At 62.1% G+C, this 19,011-nt stretch carries 17 protein-coding genes and 1 pseudogene; 10 read left to right on the forward strand and 8 right to left on the reverse strand.

Annotated features, from left to right (window positions below; translation table 11 throughout):
- Positions 1 to 197 precede the first annotated feature (197 nt).
- Both AC5O5R_RS12045 and AC5O5R_RS12050 read left to right on the forward strand, forming a co-directional pair.
- Positions 198 to 2,384, forward strand: a complete 2,187-nt coding sequence (locus AC5O5R_RS12045; RefSeq protein ID WP_172231662.1) for an OsmC domain/YcaO domain-containing protein — start codon at positions 198 to 200, stop codon at positions 2,382 to 2,384.
- Positions 2,385 to 2,654: 270 nt separating this feature from the next.
- The gene (locus AC5O5R_RS12050) at positions 2,655 to 3,470 is read left to right on the forward strand and encodes a class I SAM-dependent methyltransferase (RefSeq protein WP_494515399.1); all 816 of its coding nucleotides are present in this window, start codon (positions 2,655 to 2,657) and stop codon (positions 3,468 to 3,470) included.
- Here the strand turns inward: AC5O5R_RS12050 and AC5O5R_RS12055 are convergent.
- The 3 genes from AC5O5R_RS12055 to AC5O5R_RS12065 all read right to left on the reverse strand — a co-directional run bounded on the left by AC5O5R_RS12055 (position 3,454) and on the right by AC5O5R_RS12065 (position 7,916).
- Positions 3,454 to 4,335 carry a DUF6708 domain-containing protein gene (locus AC5O5R_RS12055; RefSeq protein WP_494515400.1) on the reverse strand — a complete coding sequence of 294 codons (882 nt, stop codon included), beginning with the start codon at positions 4,333 to 4,335 and terminating at the stop codon, positions 3,454 to 3,456. The genes AC5O5R_RS12050 and AC5O5R_RS12055 overlap by 17 nt on opposite strands.
- A gap of 3 nt (positions 4,336 to 4,338) precedes the next feature.
- Positions 4,339 to 7,329 carry a T6SS effector BTH_I2691 family protein gene (locus AC5O5R_RS12060; RefSeq protein ID WP_494515401.1) on the reverse strand — a complete coding sequence of 997 codons (2,991 nt, stop codon included), beginning with the start codon at positions 7,327 to 7,329 and terminating at the stop codon, positions 4,339 to 4,341.
- 287 nt (positions 7,330 to 7,616) lie between these two features.
- A complete protein-coding gene (locus AC5O5R_RS12065) occupies positions 7,617 to 7,916 on the reverse strand; it encodes a hypothetical protein (RefSeq protein WP_172227874.1) in 300 nt (99 codons plus the stop codon).
- A gap of 164 nt (positions 7,917 to 8,080) precedes the next feature.
- Between AC5O5R_RS12065 and AC5O5R_RS12070 the strand changes: the two genes are divergently transcribed.
- From AC5O5R_RS12070 to AC5O5R_RS12080, 3 genes are all read left to right on the forward strand, one after another.
- Positions 8,081 to 8,509 (forward strand): DUF2231 domain-containing protein, encoded by a 429-nt coding sequence (locus tag AC5O5R_RS12070; protein WP_172227876.1) that lies wholly within the window; start codon positions 8,081 to 8,083, stop codon positions 8,507 to 8,509.
- Positions 8,506 to 9,798, forward strand: coding sequence for a PQQ-dependent sugar dehydrogenase (locus AC5O5R_RS12075; RefSeq protein ID WP_172227878.1), 1,293 nt, complete (start codon positions 8,506 to 8,508; stop codon positions 9,796 to 9,798). The genes AC5O5R_RS12070 and AC5O5R_RS12075 overlap by 4 nt, the downstream gene beginning before the upstream one ends.
- 259 nt (positions 9,799 to 10,057) lie before the next feature.
- Positions 10,058 to 10,639, forward strand: a complete 582-nt coding sequence (locus AC5O5R_RS12080; protein WP_172227880.1) for a hypothetical protein — start codon at positions 10,058 to 10,060, stop codon at positions 10,637 to 10,639.
- 3 nt (positions 10,640 to 10,642) lie between these two features.
- On the opposite strand, the gene AC5O5R_RS12085 is transcribed toward AC5O5R_RS12080, so the two are convergent.
- Positions 10,643 to 11,404 carry a hypothetical protein gene (locus AC5O5R_RS12085; RefSeq protein WP_172227882.1) on the reverse strand — a complete coding sequence of 254 codons (762 nt, stop codon included), beginning with the start codon at positions 11,402 to 11,404 and terminating at the stop codon, positions 10,643 to 10,645.
- 129 nt (positions 11,405 to 11,533) lie between these two features.
- On the opposite strand from AC5O5R_RS12085, the gene AC5O5R_RS12090 reads away from it, so the two are divergent.
- Positions 11,534 to 12,052 carry a DMT family transporter gene (locus AC5O5R_RS12090; protein WP_172227884.1) on the forward strand — a complete coding sequence of 173 codons (519 nt, stop codon included), beginning with the start codon at positions 11,534 to 11,536 and terminating at the stop codon, positions 12,050 to 12,052.
- Here AC5O5R_RS12090 and AC5O5R_RS12095 read toward each other — a convergent pair whose 3' ends face one another.
- A complete protein-coding gene (locus AC5O5R_RS12095) occupies positions 12,053 to 12,961 on the reverse strand; it encodes a LysR family transcriptional regulator (protein WP_172227886.1) in 909 nt (302 codons plus the stop codon).
- A gap of 136 nt (positions 12,962 to 13,097) precedes the next feature.
- Here AC5O5R_RS12095 and AC5O5R_RS12100 point away from each other — a divergent pair, with 136 nt between their 5' ends.
- The 3 genes and pseudogenes from AC5O5R_RS12100 to AC5O5R_RS12110 form a co-directional block, all read left to right on the forward strand.
- Complete coding sequence (locus AC5O5R_RS12100) at positions 13,098 to 14,312, forward strand: YeeE/YedE family protein (protein ID WP_172227888.1); 1,215 nt, start codon at positions 13,098 to 13,100, stop codon at positions 14,310 to 14,312.
- A 112-nt stretch (positions 14,313 to 14,424) separates the two neighbouring features.
- Positions 14,425 to 14,607, forward strand: a complete 183-nt coding sequence (locus AC5O5R_RS12105) for a hypothetical protein (RefSeq protein WP_172227890.1) — start codon at positions 14,425 to 14,427, stop codon at positions 14,605 to 14,607.
- A pseudogene (locus tag AC5O5R_RS12110) lies at positions 14,576 to 15,220 on the forward strand (substrate binding domain-containing protein); the annotation flags it as partial. The gene AC5O5R_RS12105 and the pseudogene AC5O5R_RS12110, both read left to right, overlap by 32 nt.
- A 67-nt stretch (positions 15,221 to 15,287) precedes the next feature.
- On the opposite strand, the gene AC5O5R_RS12115 reads toward AC5O5R_RS12110, so the two are convergent.
- Both AC5O5R_RS12115 and AC5O5R_RS12120 read right to left on the reverse strand, forming a co-directional pair.
- Positions 15,288 to 15,617 (reverse strand): hypothetical protein, encoded by a 330-nt coding sequence (locus AC5O5R_RS12115; RefSeq protein ID WP_172227892.1) that lies wholly within the window; start codon positions 15,615 to 15,617, stop codon positions 15,288 to 15,290.
- A 74-nt stretch (positions 15,618 to 15,691) separates the two neighbouring features.
- Positions 15,692 to 16,342 carry a DUF998 domain-containing protein gene (locus AC5O5R_RS12120; RefSeq protein ID WP_494515402.1) on the reverse strand — a complete coding sequence of 217 codons (651 nt, stop codon included), beginning with the start codon at positions 16,340 to 16,342 and terminating at the stop codon, positions 15,692 to 15,694.
- A gap of 196 nt (positions 16,343 to 16,538) precedes the next feature.
- Here AC5O5R_RS12120 and AC5O5R_RS12125 point away from each other — a divergent pair, with 196 nt between their 5' ends.
- A complete protein-coding gene (locus AC5O5R_RS12125; protein WP_172220107.1) occupies positions 16,539 to 17,288 on the forward strand; it encodes a FadR/GntR family transcriptional regulator in 750 nt (249 codons plus the stop codon).
- A 91-nt stretch (positions 17,289 to 17,379) separates the two neighbouring features.
- Here AC5O5R_RS12125 and AC5O5R_RS12130 read toward each other — a convergent pair whose 3' ends face one another.
- Positions 17,380 to 18,960, reverse strand: a complete 1,581-nt coding sequence (locus AC5O5R_RS12130) for an aldehyde dehydrogenase (NADP(+)) (RefSeq protein WP_172220104.1) — start codon at positions 18,958 to 18,960, stop codon at positions 17,380 to 17,382.
- Positions 18,961 to 19,011: the final 51 nt, after the last annotated feature.

Here is a 19,011-nt window from a genome sequence, read left to right on the forward strand (position 1 = left end):
CCAGTGCAGAAACGCTAGCACACCTCTACGACCGCGCGTCCCTTGACCGGGCGGCGGCAGAGGATCGGGCAAGCAATCCGGTGAAATGCGCAAGCCTGCGGCCGCGCTGCGTTCAGATGCGGGGAGGACTTCCTGCGTGAAAACCCGGATAATGCCGGCCAATTTCGTTTTGCACGCTTAAATCACGGTAAACCCGCATGGAAATCAAGGTCAATTTTCTCGACAATCTCCGTCTAGAAGCCAAGTTCGACGACTTCACGGTGATCGCCGACCAGCCGATCCGTTACAAGGGCGATGGTTCGGCCCCAGGCCCGTTCGACTACTTCCTGGCGTCCTCGGCCTTGTGCGCGGCTTACTTCGTCAAGTTGTACTGCCAGACCCGCGACATCCCCACCGAAAACATCCGCCTGTCGCAGAACAACATCGTCGACCCGGAAAACCGCTACAACCAGATTTTCAAGATCCAGGTGGAGCTGCCCGAGGACATTTCCGAGAAGGACCGCCAGGGCATCCTGCGCTCCATCGACCGCTGCACGGTCAAGAAGGTGGTGCAGACCGGCCCGGAATTCGTCATCGAAGTGGTCGACAACCTCGATGCCGATGCCCAGGGGCTGCTGATGCCGGTGTCGGACACCAGCACCTACATTCCCGGCAAGGACCTGCCGCTGGAGCAGACCATCGCCAACATGTCCGCCATTCTCGCCGGGCTGGGCATGAAGATCGAGATCGCTTCGTGGCGCAATATCGTGCCTAACGTGTGGTCGCTGCATGTACGCGATGCGCAGTCGCCGATGTGCTTCACCAACGGCAAAGGCTCGACCAAAGAGGCCGCACTGGCCTCGGCGTTGGGCGAATTCATCGAGCGCCTGAACTGCAACTTCTTCTACAACGACCAGTTTTGGGGCGAAGACCTGGCCAACGCGTCGTTCGTGCATTACCCGAACGAGCAGTGGTTCATGCCTGGCCCACGCGATGCGCTGCCGGCCGAAATCCTCGATGCGCACTGCCTCGAGGTCTATAACCCGGATGGCGAGCTGCGTGGCTCGCACCTGTACGACACCAACTCGGGCAACAAGGCGCGCGGCATCTGCTCGCTGCCGTTCGTGCGCCAGTCCGACCAGCAGGTGGTGTACTTCCCGTCCAACCTTATCGAAAACCTGTTCCTCAGCAACGGCATGAGCGCCGGCAACACCCTGGCCGAGGCGCAGGTGCAGTGCTTGTCGGAAATCTTCGAGCGCGCGGTCAAACGCGAAATCCTTGAAGGCGAGCTGTGCCTGCCGGACGTACCGCAGGAGGTGCTGGCCAAGTACCCGGCCATCGTCGCCGGTATCCAGGGGCTGGAAGAGCAGGGGTTCCCGGTGCTGGTGAAAGATGCCTCGCTGGGCGGTGAGTTCCCGGTCATGTGCGTGACCCTGATGAACCCGCGTACCGGCGGCGTGTTCGCCTCGTTCGGCGCCCACCCTAGCCTTGAAGTGGCGCTGGAGCGCAGCCTTACCGAACTGCTGCAGGGCCGCAGCTTCGAGGGCCTGAACGACCTGCCGCAGCCCACCTTCGAAAGCCACGCGCTGACCGAGCCGAACAACTTCGTCGAGCACTTCATCGATTCCAGCGGTGTGGTGTCGTGGCGCTTCTTCAGTGCCAAGGCCGACTTCGAATTCGTGGAGTGGGACTTCTCCGGCCACGGTGAGGATTCCAACCTCCAGGAAGCCGCCACCCTGTTTGGTATCCTCGAAGCGCTGGACAAGGAAGTGTACATGGCGGTGTATGACAACCTTGGCGCCACCGCGTGCCGCATTCTGGTGCCTGGTTATTCGGAAATCTACCCGGTCGAGGACCTGATCTGGGACAACACCAATCGCGCCCTGTCGTTCCGTGCCGACATCCTCAACCTGCACAGCCTCGATAGCCGCTCGCTGAAGCTGCTGCTCAAGCGCCTGGACAACTGTGACGTCGATGACTACACCACCATCACCACGCTGATCGGCGTGGAGTTCGACGAGAACACGGTGTGGGGGCAATTGACCATTCTTGAGCTGAAGCTGCTGATCTGCCTGGCGGTGCAGCGTTTTGAAGATGCCAAGGAACTGGTCGAGGCGTTCCTGCAGTTCAACGACAATACCGTCGAGCGCGGCCTGTTCTACCAGGCCCTGAACGTGGTGCTGGAAGTGCAACTGGACGACGAGCTGGAAATGGTCGACTACGAAGCCAACTTCCGCCGCATGTTCGGCAACCCGCGCATGGACGCGGTGCTGGGATCGGTGGACGGCAGCGTGCGTTTCCACGGCCTCACCCCTACCAGCATGAAGCTCGAAGGCCTTGACCGCCATCTGCGCCTGATCGAAAGCTACAAGAAACTGCACGCTGCCAGGGCCAAAATGGCCTGACCGCAGCTGCATCCAGCCGCTCCTACAGGGATCATGTGGTCCCTGTGGAGCGGGCTTGCCGGCGAATCCGATATCACCGCCAACAATCAATGCCAAAGTCATATGAAGGGCCGGGCATACCTCATATAACGCCTCGATCTTGTCCCTATCCCTATTTCGTCTTGCCGCTGCGCCTGCCAAAGGCGTAGCTTTCTGCACCCATCCTTTTGATCCACCGGCGCATACACCGCCAGAAGGACCTCGGCCGCGCACAACAAGAAGGCGCAGACCATGAGCACCCCTTTGGACAACAATGCCCTGAAAACCCGCCAACAAGCCGCTTGGGCAAGTGGTGATTACGCGGTAATCGGCACCACTCTGCAGCTGGTTGGCGAACGCCTGGCCGAGGCCTGTGACCTACGCTGGGACGAGCAGGTGCTGGACGTTGCCGCCGGCAACGGCAACGCCACCCTGGCCGCTGCCCGGCGCGGCTGTCGCGTTACCTCCACCGATTACGTGCCCGAACTGCTCAAGCGCGGCGAAGAACGGGCGCGGGCCGAGCACCTGAACGTGGTGTTCCAGGCCGCCGATGCCGAAGCCTTGCCATTCGCCGATGGCAGTTTCGATGCAGTGCTGTCCACCTTCGGTGTGATGTTCGCCCCCGACCAGACCCAAGCCGCGCGCGAGCTGGCGCGGGTGTGCCGGCCCGGTGGTCGCATCGGCCTGGCCAACTGGACCCCGCAAGGCTTCGTAGGCCAGATGTTCAAGACCCTTGGCCTGCATGTACCACCGCCCGCCGGGGCTTTGCCGCCTTCGCGCTGGGGCGATGAGGCCCAGCTGCGCGTGATGTTCGAGGGGGCGCATGGCGAATTGAACGTCAGCCGCCAGCACTTCAATTTCCGCTACCGCTCGGCAGCGCACTTCATCGAGGTTTTCCGGACATGGTACGGGCCGGTGCACAAGGCGTTCGCCGCTTTGGAGCCGGAGGCGGCCAAGGCGTTGGAGCGTGATCTGGCTGAATTGTTGAATGCAAACAATGTGGGTGGCCCATCGTCGCTGGTGGTGCCGAGTGAGTATCTCGAGGTGGTGGTCACTCGAGAGCGTTAGCAGGCGCGCTTTCAAAAGCCTCAGCGGGTGGCGCCGCTGCGCGGACATTGAAGAGCTTGCAGACGAAGTACCAGGCAATGGCGACTGTGAGGTTGTAAGGGAACAGAACGGCCCAGAATGGCAATTGCCAGTTCTTTTTGCCCCGCATTTCTCCCGGCTCGCCGGTTCGCCATGGGGCATAGTGGCGCCAGGCTTCCGCCGGGGTCAGGCAGATCGCGTGCAGGGGCTTGTGCCACCAGTTGGGTTCGCCTGGCGGGGGAAGTTTGTCCGGGCCGTGGTCCATGAAGTGGCGAAGGTATTCCCAGACTTCGGCGACGTACAGAATGTCGGATTCGGTGGGCGAGTTACTGTCGACCCACAGGCAGTCTTTCTGGTGCAGGCTGCCATCTTCTCGGCGAGGGGCGAAGGCTAAGGCGTAGCTGGTGGTAAAGGATGATCCACCGAATTCAGTGCGTTTGAATCGGCCTCCCCTGATGTTGCTCCAATCAAAAGTGAATAGTTTTCCGAAGCGTTTATAATAGATTTTTTGTGTTGTCCTATTCAGGTAGATGTCAGAAAGCTTTTTTATATAGATTATTCTATAGGCTAGGAAAGGTGTAAAAATAAAAGGTACTATAATCTGCGCTACCAGAAATGCGTAGGCGCCCTCTAGCTCATAGTTGGTTGTGTCATCTAAAAGAAGAGTGTACACAAATATTGCAGTAGCTAGGCACATTGCCGTGTACATTTTCCCCATAAATACTGAGTCAGTAACCCATGGATTTCTCAAGCGCAGGAAGAAGCTGGTGGAATCAACTAGCTGGTCTGAGATTTTAGGTTCTATGTCGTTTTTTTGATGGGGGTTGAATAACCATATGGTTGCCATGCGTCACCTCTCGATACAGAATTGGGTATTTAGCTTTAATCGTGTGGCTAATCCATGATTTAGATGATAGTTGATTGTTAGTCTTGCGCTTTTGGTTGCTTTTTTTTGGGTCTTGTAATGGAGTACTAAGCCAGCTGGTGTTATATAGCATATTGGTAGCGTGGTAATCGTTGTTGTATGTCCATCACGATCGCTGGACTCCAACGCTCCTGACCATTCGCTTTGTTCGAGCATGAAGTTTGGCAGCAATATGGTGAATTCTATTGTGGGCGTGGCCTGTGATACTTGACTGTGTATAATTGTTGCCCAGTCCGGGGTAGGCCATTGGCTGTTTACGCTAAGGTCTGTGGTAAGCCCTTCTAGACCTAATTGTGTAGAGTGATCCAGCGAAAGTGCTAATGGAGCATATGTCTCAGAATGCCATGATTCGATTTCCATAATTATGTTATCGAAGCGAGGAAGTTTTTGCTCAAAGTCTAGAGTCAAGTCAGGGCGGATTTCACCATCGCTTTGTCTGGTTCCAAAAATACATCTGCTCGCCCATAACTCTATCGGGCTGTGTAAGCGTTCATGCGCCTTGGAATAGAGATATAGCCCTCCTGCCATAAGAGAGGCTCCCATCAACACTACACCCGCTGCGGCCCAGCCTGCGAAAGGTATAAAAAATGTCGGACCAGCGATGGCAAGGCTCCCCTCTAATATGAGGGCGGAGCCTATGGCACTTACCGCGCCGCCGGTAATATTATATAGACCGGTAACTGAATTACCGTTTTGTGATTGGCGCCATCCCTTGGTAAAGTCAGATAGAAGGCCCAGTATTATCGCCGGGTAGCCTGATGCTCTCGCGAACAGGTGACTATTGAGTAGCGTGATGATTCCCTTGCCGAAGGCAATACCTGGCGCCATTGGGCTAAGCCTCGAGATTACAACTCTTTGCGCTGCCCTTACGCTGACCAATGTTGCCGCCGCTGCACCGATCACGCCGAAAATGGATGAAGCAAACCCCATGGTGTATTCCGGGGCATCGCTCTTCTGCAGGCTGTTATAGGCCGTCTTCAGCGACAGCACGTTGAACCACAGCATCCCCGCGTTCAAACCGCCTCCGCCGCCAGAAACAAGCAACCCGACAAAGTTAGGCTTCACCCGCGCGGTAGTGGTCAGTTCAATTGACACCGTTCGGCTTCCCGAGATACGCAGTTGCTTCATTTCTTCAACTTGCGCCATCCCGTTCTTGAGGTATTTCTCTACCTCCTGGCTGAACGGATTTTCCCGAATTGCCTGCTCGGTGATCCGATACCGGGCTGCCAGCAGCCCCAGCGCTTTCTCGGCATTGCCTTCACGTGCTGCCAGCAGCACTTGCTGACGCAGGCCATGACTGGCATCCCACCGGGTCTTTCCACGCAGGCGCTTGAGCACCACGGCATTGACCGACTGGGCGGTGAGGTCGCTGATATCGGCCATGGCCGGGAAACGACCGGCCAGGCCCTCGATTACATCGTCGCTGGCGCCGAACAGACTGCCGATCGAGTCGGCCTTGTCCTTGAACGGGTTGAACGGTGCCAGGGCTGTGTACAGCGGGCTGTCGTGCTGATCCAGCCACTGTTCCAGACGTTTGAAGCGTCGATCCTGGTCTTCGGTACCGGGTGTTGGCTGACCCATTGGATTGATTATCAGCGCCAGGGATATTTCCAGGCCGCGGGCGGAGAGGCGTTCGTCACGGTCGTAGCAGGCCAGCGCCGCAGCAAGGCTGTAGGGATTATCGACAGCAGCGGCCTCCGCCGTGGCCAGCCAGACGTCGTGATCGTTGCTGGCTTGCAAGGCCAGGTTGCGCAGGCTTGCAAGCCGCTCTTCCAGCGCATCGCGTTCAGCGAGAAAGCGCAGGTATTTGGCGGTATCAATGCGCTGTGCCAGGCGGGCGCCGCCGGGGGAGTAGTCCTGGTGAGTGAGGGCCTCGAAGCGTGCCGCTGCCGGAGCAGCGGCGGGGCCGCGGCGTTCCGTGTTGATCCTGAAGGCGGCCAGCTCCGGTGACGGTGCATCGGCCGGGTACAGGCTTTCCAGCGTCTTGTTCAGCAGCATGCCCACCAGGTTGCGATGGTGGAAATCGCGGCTTTGTCGGCTCAGCTGTTCGGCATCCAGCCGGTAGCACGCTGGCACTCGTTCATGCTCGGGGCCTTGCGCAGGTCGGGTGTGTTCCAGCTGCTCGGCGGGCATCAGGTCACGCAGTTGATGCTGGTAGGCCGACACCGACAGGCCCAGGTCCAGGGCCATGCCTTCGGCATCGGCGAGGGCCACCACCACCGGGACTTTCGGCTGGGTACTCGGGTAGTGCCGCGCCATGGCGATGAGGTTGCCGATGGGCAGCGTGTCGGTGAACGGATGGCTACTCCAGGTCAGTGGCATGCGCCGGCTGGCCGGCTTGAAGTCTTCGACCCAGGTTTGCAGGGCGCTGACCGGCAACACATGGGGCTGGCTGGACGGGGACTGGTTGCTGGCCAACAGCTCGGCCATGTCCAGCTGGCGCATATGCCGTTTGCGCAAGGCGGCCGAGCCGGTGATGCGCGCGGTCGTGGCGTTGGTCCACAAATGCGGGCTGTAGCCGATCCACACTTCCTTGGCGGTGTCCGGGCAGGTATCGGCCCACACCCAGCCCACGGTCCGGCTGGCCTGGTAGCGATGACGCAGGTGATAGGCCTCCAGGCCCCGGTAGTGCAGTTCCTTGTAGTGGCCTTCGCCGTCGTATTCATGAATGACCAGCTTTTCGCCCTGGGGGCCTTGCATGAACACGTAGATGTAGCCAGGGCGCAGGGCACGCAGGGTGTAGGCGGAGTGCTGCAGGGGGGTAAAGCCTTGTTCCAGGTTGAAGCCTGCGTCGGCGTAGCGGCAGGCAGGGGTAGCGCCGGTACGCGGCACGATGGCATAGCGCACCGGCAGGATCGGCACGCACGCACTGCAGGCAGGGCCGGAGGTGGCACTGCTGACGGAGGCATTATTCATGCAAGTTCCTTATTCATGGCGAAGCCTTTTCAAACCAAGGCTCAGGTATTTGAGATGGTGTGAGCTTCTTTGCTTGAATTATCTGCGGGGTGCAAATTTCGCTTTGGATGCTGGCGCAAACTGATTACTTGCGTGTAAAAGACAATGCCTCCATTCCTGCGTTTTGGTCGAGGCTGAAAGTGTAAGATTTTATTGAGGTATGTTTGTGTTTTTGTTTGCGCGATACTGTGCGGGAGAAGTTGTGCTGTAAGTTGTAGGAATTATCTGACAGCAAATAGCCTACATACTCAGTTTTTGCACTTGGCCATCACCACCTGGCAAGTCCTGGGCGTACCTCCCGACCGGCTGGCATAGCGCATGCAATTGTTCATGGATTTGTGCCGGGCAATGCTCAGGGTGTCGCCCCACGCCAGGCCGCCTTCGCCAGTTGTCGGTACGGCTTTGGCGAAGCAATTGGAGCCTGTGGCAGGCGTCGCGTAGCGCGCCTTGCCGGCTTTACTGGAACAGCCGGCGGTGAGCGCCAGGCTGAGGGCGAGCAGCGCGGTCAGCGCCCAGCATCCGACCGGATGGATCAGTGTTCTGCTCATGGCGTCCTCTTCTGCGCTGGGCATGGAATGCCTGACAGAATATTTCATTTCAAGCGAAGCGGTGAACTATCGCGTCGTCAAGGGGCTCCCTTGCTAGGCGCATCCTGCGCTCACCTGATGGTGCACAGCCATCAGCCCGGGTCACTGAATGAAAAGGAGGCACCGTGACCGCATCTGACCAAGCGCTGTACCGCTGCACGCCCAGCCCACTGCATGCACTGTTGCTGGCTGGCAGTGTGCCCTTGTTTCTAGGCGCGCTACTGAGCGACATCGCCTACTTCAACAGTTACCAGATTCAGTGGAGCAACTTCGCTGCCTGGCTGATAGCCGGTGGCCTGGTGTTCTGTGGCCTGACCCTGTTGTTCGCGCTGGCCAACCTGGTCCGCGCCGAGCGCAAGGGCGGGCGGCCGACGCTGTACTTCCTGCTGCTGCTGGTGACCTGGGTACTCGGGCTGATCAATGCCTTCGAGCATGCCAAGGACGCCTGGGCGGTGATGCCATCGGGGCTGGTGTTGTCGGTGATCGTGACGGTGCTTGCAGTGGTAGCTGCCTGGACCGGCCTGAGCAACTTGCGTTCGGGAGGTGCGGCATGAAGCCTTTGCATGCATTGAGCCTGTTAAGCGTGGCGCTGCTGCTGAGCGCGTGTGGCGGGGATGGCGAGCCGACCCAGGCCCGTGGCCCAGACCCGAAACTGCCTGACCCGCAGCGCGGTCTGCTGCCGAGCATGAAGATTGCCGAACCGGTCGCCTGGGGTGAACAGAAACCCACCGTGCCAGAGGGCTTCAGCGTCACGGCCATTGCCACCGGCCTGAAGATTCCGCGCCAGAGCCTGGTGCTGCCAAACGGCGACATTCTGGTGGCCGAGGGCAGGGGTGGCAGCGCGGCCAAGCTCAAGCCCAAGGATGTGATCGCCAGCCAGATCAAGGCCAAGGGCAACACCCAGGTCAAAGGTGGCAACCGCCTGACGCTGCTGCGCGACGCCGACGGTGATGGCACCTACGAGGTGCAGACCGTGTTCGCGGACAACCTCAACGCGCCGTATGGCCTGGCGTTTGCCAACGGCAAGCTGTACGTGGCCAACCAGGATGCGCTGGTGCGTTTCGACTACCAGGACGGCCAGACCACAGCCGGTGGCCCGCCGACCAAGGTCACCGACCTGCCGGCCGAAATCAACCACCACTGGACCAAGTCGCTGACTGCGAGCCCGGATGGCCGCTATCTGTACGTGGGCATCGGTTCCAACAGCAACATCACCGAGCGTGGCCTGGAGGTGGAGATCGACCGGGCGATGGTCTGGCAGGTAGATGCCGAAACCGGCGCGCACCGGCCTTACGCGACCGGCCTGCGCAACCCGACGGCGCTGGCCATGCAGCCGCAGACCGGGCAACTGTGGGCGGTGGTCAACGAACGCGACGAGCTGGGACCGGACCTTGTGCCGGACTACCTCACCTCGGTCAAGGAGGGGGCGTTCTACGGCTGGCCCTACAGTTACTGGGGGCAGAATGTCGACGACCGGGTACGCCCGCAAAACCCTGACAAGGTCGCTTCGGCCACCAAGCCGGACTACAGCCTCGGTTCGCATGTCGCAGCGCTCGGCGTCGATTTTTCGATCCCGGCCATGGGCGAGCGCTTCGCCAATGGCGTGTTCGTGGGCGAGCACGGCAGCTGGAACCGGCCCAATCCGGTGGGCTACAAGGTGATTTTCGTGCCTTTCAGCGACGGCAAGCCGGCGGGGGAACCCATCGACTTCGCCACGGGATTCAGGGGTGAAGATGGCAAGACCCGTGGACGGCCGGTGGGGGTGACGGTGGATCCGCGCGGGGCGTTGATCATTGCCGACGACCTGGCGAACACGGTGTGGCGGGTGACGCGTAACCGCTGAGAACTACCAGGCGGCTGCTTCAACATACTTACCGAGGATGGCGCATCCTCGGGTGGCAGCGGGTTCACCCGGGAAGCTGGCACCGCGGTGCATGGCACCGACTTAGCCGGTGTTCGCGGGTGAACCCGCTCCCACAGAGACCAGCAGACAAAATGGGTCGCAAGGGCGGGTTCCGGCACAGCGGCAGGGAATGGCTATGCTTGTCAGCGCATACACAGTTCACCCACCCGTTCGGTCTTGATCACATGGAAGCAGGCCTATGAACCCGATTCGCTCAGTTGCTCGTGCTGTTGCCCTCGCCACGCTGGCCTCTGCTGCCAGCTTCACGGCGCAGGCTGCCGATATCCCCATTGCCAGCGAGGCGCTCGAAAGCCATGTCACCACGCAGGTCACGGCCATTGATATGGCCAACCGCCAGGTCACAGTGAAGGGCCCGGATGACAAGAAAGATGTGACCTTCCAGCTCACCGAAAAAGCCAAGGCGCTGCCCAACCTCAAAGTCGGTGACCAGGTCGACATCTACGTCACCCGGGCGGTGGCCTATGTACTGAATACACAAGTGGGCGGGGCGCCGAAGGCCAGCGAGGAGTCCGGTACCATCCGGGCCACGGCGGCTAACCCCAACCCGGGCGGCGAAGCGTTCCGCCAGGTCAGGGTCACCTCGCAGATCAAGAAGATCGACCTGAAACAGCATGAGGTAAGCCTGTTGCCACCCGAGGGCAAGCTGCAGGTGGTCAAGGTAGAAAACCCTGACCTGCAGGCGCGAATGAAGAATCTCAAGGTCGGGCAGACGGTCGATGCGATCTACACCGAGGTACTGCGTATAGAAACCTCGCGCTGACAATCATTTGGGCAGGCTTCGGGTTGCCCGCAGGTGGATCCGCCGTGATGCCTTGCATGACGGCGGGTATCGTTCAAATAGCTGAATCACCCAATCGGGCCGGCTCTTGCTGGCATCGTTGAGCCAGTTGGCGACCGAGTCCTGCGCATATTTCTCTGTTTCGGCGAGGTTCGGTACCAGCAGTGGCTCGGCTGCTTCCGGCGTTTGCTTGAGCTCGGCAATGTGCTCACACCAGACGCCGCGCGGGCGCAGCACCTCGATGCAGAAGCGACGTACCAGCGGGTTGCTGTCGCTGGCATGCCGGGCGAGCAGCACCAGCGCACTGTCCAAATTGTGGGTCAAGCGCGGGCGCAGGGCGATCCAGGCCCATTCGCGGACGCCGAAATGCTCATCGCGCGCAAAGCGCAGCTGGGCCAGGAAGGCTGCTTCAAGGTCCAGGTCGCGCGACAGGTACGCCTGGGCGAAGGCCGCCCAACTGCGCACCGTATCGGACAGGTGCGCACTGCAGTGCTCGAAGACGGCTTCGGCAACGGACGGCGGTGCCTGTTCCAGCCACTGACCGAGCGCCAGCCCGATCGCTGCGATTTTTTTCGAAAGGCCCATCGCCTGGGCGGCTTCGGCACACTCCGCCAACTGTTGTGCCAAGGAGCCGGGCAGTTGGCTTGCCAATGCGTTGACCAGGACCGCCTGGTTCACTGCCAGGCATTCGGCCAGGTTGCGCGTGGGCAACTGGCCAAGGTCGATAAAGGTTGTACGTTCATTCATTTCAGCCACCTCCATGTGGTCGTGCGGTGCATGCATGCTACGAATAATGGGCGTGCATGTCTTTGATTTCCATCATCGGGGCTGACCGAACCATCATGTGGGTCATGCGTAGACAGATGGAGAACGATCGTGCTGAGCAAACCGATGATACTGCTGGTGTTGCCAGTGGCCATGGCCTTAGTGGCGGGGGCGGTGCTGCCGTTCCAGGCGGCGGGCAATGCCGCTGTCGGCCGGGCGTTGGGGCACTGGTTGTGGGGCGCGTTCACCTCGCTGACGGTGAGCTCAGTGGTGGTGATTGCCGCGTTGCTGGTGCTGCGGGTGCCGGCGCCCGACCTGGGCAAAGCCCTGCAAGGCCCTTGGTGGTTATGGGTGGGTGGTGTACTGGGCGCACTGTACGTGGCCGGCGCTGCGGCGCTTACCCCCAAGCTGGGGGCGGCGGGGTTTCTGGTGTTGGTGGTTGCCGGGCAGATCATCACGGCAGTTGTCGCCGACCATTTCGGGATGATGGGGCTGGGCGGCAAGCCGCTGAGCGTGGCCAGGCTGGTGGGGGTAGGGTTGATCCTGTGCGGAGTGCTGCTAGTGCAGGGCACGTGGGCTGCGGGTTCAAAGGTGACTACCGCCCCGGTTGTAGAACAGTCTGACGGCTGACTAGCGGCCCGGCTGGCTGCACGCCCATACCGTTTCGCGTAACCAGCGGTGGCCTGGGTCGCTGTCCTTCCTGCGGTGCCAGGCCTGTTGGTAGTCGAATGCGGGTATCGCCAGTGGAGGCTCGAACCTGCGCAACGTCGGGTGCTGGCGCAGTGAGCCCACTGCACGGCTGGCCACGGTCAGGATCAGGTCGGTACCGGCCAGTACCTCGACCGCTGCGCTCCAGTGCGGCAAGGCCAGGGCGATACGTCGGCGCAGGCCTTGGGCTGCGAGCGCGCGCTCGATCTCATCGAAGGCATCCGGGCGCATGGCCATCAACACATGCGGTCGCGCCAGCCAGTCATCCAGGGCCAGGCCGCCGCGGTCGGGCAACACCTGGCGATCGGCGACACTGATGAAGCTGTCGGCAAACAGGGGTTGGACGGTGATGTCCTGCGGCAGGTCGGGGAACAGCCCCAATGCCAGGTCCAGTTCACCGTCGAGCAACTGGGCCAGCATGCTGTCGCGGCTCGCCTGGCTGATGGCCAGGTCCACCCCTGGGGCAACCTGGCGCAGGTGGCGCAGCAGGGGTGGCAGGATGATGCGCGAGGAGTAGTCCGAAAGCGACAGCCTGAAACGGCGCTGGGCCTTGGCGGGTTCGAACTGCGGGGTGGCCAGCAGGCCGTTGAGGTTGCCCAGAGCGTCCTGCAGCGGTGTGGCCAGGGACTGTGCACGGGCGGTGAGTGCCATGCGGCCATTCTGACGCACCAGCAAAGGGTCGTCGAAATGTTTGCGCAACTGTGCCAGGGCGTGGCTTACCGCCGGTTGGCTGCGATGCAGGCGCAGGGCGGCGCGGGTCACATGCTTTTCGCTGAGCAGCGCGTGCAGGGCGAGCAGCAGGTTGAGGTCGATCTTGCGCAGTTCATCCATAGGGTGAATGGCCTTGGTCAGTTCTGGCTGGCTTGATCAGCTTATCAAATACCTCGGCTGCGCGCGGTCCTGCAACGACCGAGGCCGCCACAGGCGTTATACTCCCCACCCGTTTCACTGTTATCCGAGTACACCGATGGGTCTTTCCGCAACCGCCACACCCGAACCGCGTCGCCTGGGCGCACCCGTAATTGCCCTGGCCCTGCTGTTGGCCGGTGCCTGGTTTCTCAATCTCAACGCCGGCTTCAAACAGGTGTTGCTGCTACTTGTCGGCGCCGCGCTTGGCCTGACGTTGTATCACGCGGCTTTCGGCTTCACCTCGGCCTGGCGGGTGTTCATCAACGAGCGCCGTGGCGCGGGTCTGCGGGCGCAAATGGTCATGCTGGCCGTGGCGGTGCTGCTGTTCTTCCCGGCGCTGTCGGCTGGCAGCCTGTTCGGCAACCCGGTCACCGGCCTGGTGGCCCCGGCCGGGGTCTCGGTAGTGTTCGGCGCCTTCATCTTCGGCATCGGCATGCAACTGGGCGGCGGCTGCGCGTCCGGCACGTTGTTCACGGTAGGTGGCGGCAATGCACGCATGCTGGTGACTTTGCTGTTCTTCATCATCGGTTCGGTCACTGCCACCCACCACGCCGACTGGTGGTTTGCCTTGCCGTCGTTGCCGGCAACCTCGATTGTGCAGGCCTGGGGTGTCGGGCCGGCGCTGCTGGTCAGCCTGGCGGTGTTCGGGTTGATAGCCTGGGCCACCGTATTGCTGGAAAAACGCCGCCATGGCGCGCTGGAGGCACCCGTTGCCAGCAAGTACCAGGGCCTGCGTCGCTTCCTGCGCGGCCCGTGGCCTTTGCTGTGGGGTGCCATCGCGCTGGCCCTGCTCAACTACGCCACCCTGGCACTGGCCGGACGGCCGTGGGGTATTACCTCGGCCTTCGCCTTGTGGGGCGCCAAAGCCCTCGACGGCCTTGGCGTGGATGTCGGCAGCTGGGTGTTCTGGCAGGCCCCGGCCAATGCCAAGGCGCTGGCCTCGCCGCTGTGGCAGGACGTCACCACGGTCATGGACCTGGGCATCGTGCTGGGTGCCTTGCTGGCGGCTGGCCTGGCCGGGCGCTTTGCCCCAAGCCTGAAGATCCCGCTTGCGTCGCTGGTTGCTGCGGTAATCGGTGGCCTGCTGCTGGGCTACGGTTCGCGCCTGGCCTATGGCTGCAACATCGGTGCGTATTTCAGCGGCATCGCCTCGGGCAGCGTGCATGGCTGGCTGTGGCTGGTGGCGGCGTATACCGGCAACCTGATCGGCGTGCGCCTGCGCCCGTTGTTCTTCGCCGGCGAACGGCGCCCTGCGGTGCTGACCGGGTGCTGATGCACTGAGCGATCGCTGCAAGGGGTGCAGAAATCATCTGCACCCCGCCTGATTGTTCAATTTTGCCTGACCCAATAGCCTGACTCGAACTTCCATCCAACAGGATTCGATCATGGCTACCCGCATCATGCTCGACAGCACCGGCCCGGCCGATGTCATGCAGCTCGAACACTTGAACGTGCTACCACCAGCGGCAGGCGAGGTCTGGCTGGAACACAGTCAGGTGCGCGAGCTGACCCACGGGCAAGGCGTGGACGTGGCCTCGCAGCACGCGGCAGTTGCGCTTTACCGATGAGGGTGAGCGGCTGGTGGCCAAGGTGCGCGAGGCCAACCATCTGATTGCCGAGGCGGAACAGCAGGCTGCCGAAGGCGCGGCAAGCGTGCGTGGTCGCCTGCGCCTGGCGTTGCCGGCAGCCATGGGCCGGCGTTGGTTGAGCGCGATGGTGGCCGACTTTGTGCTGACGTATCCGCAGGTAATGGTCGAGGCCGAGTACGCCGACCGCTTCGTCGACCTGATCGGCGAGGGTTTCGACGCTGCCATCCGCATTGGGGAACTGGCGGACAATCGCCTGGTGGCGAGAAAACTGTGCGATCACCAGCGCATCCTGTGCGCATCACCCGACTATCTGGCGCGCCAGGGTGCGCCAGTGAATCCGCATCAGTTGACGGACCACAATTGTTTAGGTTTCAGTGGCTTGCGCTCATTTCCTGAATGGAGACTGATGAGTGGTGAACAGCAAGTAAGCGTGAAGGTCACCGGCAGCCTGCGCAGCAACGATAACGAAGCGCTGCTGCAAGCGGCTCGGCGTGGCGTGGGCATTCTTGCTGGCGGTGACTGGCTGATGGGCGAAGACCTGGCCAGCGGGCGCCTGGTGCGGGTGCTGCCGGATTGGCAGCTGGACGTGGCGGGCGCCAGTGAATTATTTCTCCTAAATAGCTTTATATTTATTTATTAACTAATTGATAAATATCAATTTATCTTTTTGCTACAGCATGCTGTACGCATTGCTCATAGTATGTCTGTTTGATCGCCGCAGGCTTCAGCCGAGAACGGCTGTTGTAGGTCTGCTCGGTAATGCCAAATGCGGTCATACGCATCCAGGGTTTGGCAAACTTACGCACCTGCAGCTTCTTGCGCGTGGCATACAGGGTTACCCCGGAAAGTTTGGCCTGCTGCGCCTCGGCGGCAATCTGTGCACCCCAGCCGCAGGTGTGGCGATCATTCTGGCTCAGGGCCCGCGCCTGGGCGCCCGAAGCGAGCGTGGCCAGCAGGCAGCCGGCCATCGTTGCTAGAAGTACTCGCATGTTGCTGTCCTAAGCATCTGAAGAAAAACGAAGTTTGCCTTCGCTTTCGGCAGTCGGGGGCCAGCAATTTGCCGTCAGATGACCGCCAGGCGCAACGGGTTGGCAGCTGGCTTGCGCAGGCTGGCCGATGCCAGGCCCACTACCCATAGCACCGACACAGCGTAGTTCAGGCGCTGGTACAGGCCGAACAGCTGGCCGCTCTCGACCGCCTGGCCCATCAACCCGGCAGTGACGATGGCAAGCACCAGACACGCCAGGGAAAACAACGCCAAGGCCCGCGAGCCGGCAAGCCGATTGCCCAGCCAGGCCCACAGGGCGCTGGCCAGGGTCAGCGAGAGAAACATCAGCAACCCGGACAGGTTGTGCAGTTGCTGGGAGGTGGACGGCTGCGCGGCTGCGCAACCCTGGTCGCAGGGGAACCAGCCGGTGCCGAGGCTGCCAACGCCATGCAGCAACACCAGGCCGGCGCTCAGCAGCGCAAGCTTCGAGCCACGCCAGCGCCGCGCCAGGCCCCAGGCGAACAGTGCAAACAGCGCGGCCAACGGGAAGTTGTTGACCAGCGGCGACCAGCTGCTGGTAGGCGAGCCAGCGGCGCCGAGCTGGCTCATGGCCTGTTGCAGGTGGTCGTAGCCGGGATACGCGCGTGCCGTGAGCCATACACCTGTCAGCAGCCACAAGGGGATCAGCAGGCCACTGGCGAGTAAAGCGCGGTCGACAGATTTCATGCTGCGTTTCCTTCCATGGATAAGTGAGCGTGAAGGCACACAGTACCGCGCAGTGCAGGCTCGGGGCCAGCACTTGTGCCGGGTTACCCAAACCGTGATCCCAAGGCTTGAGCAATAAATACCGCACCCGGTGTATGTGATCGTACAACTGCTTGCGCTATGATGAGCGCTGTCTTTCAAGGTGAAACACAGGGCAATGACAGAGCAGCAGGTACAGGCAAGGACCCGGCGCAAGCCGCGCAGTCTGGCCCAGGAACTGGTCACGGTGCTGACCGAGCGTATTCGCAGCGGCCAGCTCAAGCGCGGCGACAAGCTGCCGACCGAATCGCAGATCATGGCCGAAGAGGGCGTCAGCCGCACCGTGGTGCGTGAGGCGATCTCGCGGCTGCAGGCTGCCGGGCAGGTGGAGACCCGCCATGGCATCGGCACCTTTGTGCTGGACGCGCCATCCACCGGGGGCTTTCGTATCGACCCGGCGACCGTGGTGACCCTGCGCGAAGTGCTGGCGGTGCTGGAACTGCGCATCGCCCTGGAAATCGAGTCGGCAGGCCTGGCGGCGCAGCGGCGCAGCGATGAGGCGTTGGCGGGCATGCGTGCGGCGCTGGATGAACTCAACGAGGGGGCAGCCAATGCCACGGATGCCGTGTCGGCGGACTTCCAGTTCCACCTGCGCATTGCCCAGGCCAGCGGCAACCATTACTTCGCCGACATCATCAACCACCTGGGCACCAGCATCATCCCGCGGACCCGCCTGAATTCGGCGCGGCTGGCCCATGATGACCAGGCGCACTACATGAGCCGGCTGATGCACGAGCACGAGGCGATCTACGAAGCCATCGCCCGGCGTGACAGCGAAGGGGCCAAGATGGCGATGCGCATGCACCTGAGCAATAGCCGCGAACGCTTGCGCCAGGCGCATGAAGAGGCTGAGGCGCAAGGGGCTTGAGGCCCTATTCGCGGGTTAGCCCGCGAATAGGTCACAACCTCCAGTACAAAAGCCCTGCCTTGCGCAGGGCTTTGTGCTTTCAGGCAATCAATCAGACCGCCTCGTCACTCCACTGTCCATTCACCAGCCGGCGCAGCCCCAGCGGGTTGCCGTCGCGCAGCGCCTCGGGCAGCAGCGCCTGCGGGTAGTTCTGGTAGCACACCGGGCGCAGGAAGCGGTCGATGGCCAGGGTGCCCACAGACGTGCCGCGCGCATCGGAAGTGGCCGGGTATGGCCCGCCGTGCACCATTGCGTCACACACTTCGACACCGGTCGGGTAGCCGTTGACCAGTATCCGCCCGACTTTCTCTTCCAGCAGCGGCACCAGCCAGGCAAAGGCCTCGAAATCCTCGGGCTCGCCGATCAGGGTCGCGGTCAGCTGGCCGCGCAGGCCCAGCAGGGCAGCACGCAGCTGCTCGGTGTCCTGCACTTCCACGGCCACGGTGGTAGGGCCGAACACTTCTTCTTGCAGCAGCGGGTCGGACTCGACCAGCAGGCGGGCGTCGGCCTTGAACAGCTGGGCGCGAGCCTGGCTGCCTTCCTGCGGTTGCCCGGCCAGGTGCTGGATTCCGGCATGGGCGTGCAGGTGTTCCAGGCCGCCCGCGTAGCTGCGCAGGCCGCCCGCATTGAGCAGGGTCTGGCCGGCCTGCTGGCCGAGGTGTTGGCCAAGGTCCGTCAGCAGCTGGCTGTACTGCGGCGACTGCAGGCCGATCACCAGGCCTGGGTTGGTGCAGAACTGGCCGGCGCCAAGGCACACGGAACCCGCCAGCTCACGGGCGATGGCGTCGCCGCGCTTGGCCAGGGCGCCCGGTAGCACGATCACCGGGTTGATGCTGGACATTTCGGCGAACACCGGAATCGGCTGCGGGCGCTCGGCGGCCATGCGGCACAGGGCATCGCCGCCTTTCAGCGAACCGGTGAAGCCCACGGCCTGGATGGCCGGGTGCTTGACCAGCCACTCGCCCACGCCGCCACCGAAGACCATGTTGAACACACCCTTGGGCATGCCGGTGCGCTCTGCGGCGCGGACGATGGCGCAGCCGACCAGGTCGGCAGTGGCCATGTGGCCGCTGTGCGCCTTGAACACCACCGGGCAGCCGGCGGCAAGTGCAGCCGCGGTGTCGCCGCCCGCGGTGGAGAAGGCCAGCGGGAAGTTGCTGGCGCCGAACACGGCGACCGGCCCGACACCGATGCGCATCTGGCGCAGGTCTACCCGCGGCAGTGGCTGGCGCTCTGGCAGAGCCAGGTCGATGCGGGCACCGAGGAAGTCGCCGCGACGCAGCACCTGGGCGAACAGACGCATCTGGCCGCTGGTGCGGCCACGCTCACCCTGGATGCGGGCGGCGGGCAGGGCGGTTTCACGGCAGACGATGGCGACGAAGGCGTCGTCCAGTTCATCCAGTTCGGCGGCGATGGCATCAAGGAACTCGGCGCGGCGCGCCGGGGCCAGCTGGCGGAACTCGGCGAACGCGGCAGCAGCAGCGTTGGCCGCCTGGTCCACTTCGCTTTCGGTGGCCTGGGCAAAGCTGTAGGGCAGGGCCTCGCCGCTGCTGGCGTCCAGGCTCTGCAGGCGCTGTGAGCCAGCGGCGCTGCGCTGGCCGGCGATGAAGTTGTGGCCGAGGATTTCAGGCATGGGGTGCTCCTGTAGATAATAGTGAGGGAAGAGAACGTGCTTGAGGCGTTT

It is taken from the genome of Pseudomonas sp. 8_5_2 (assembly GCF_059295255.1).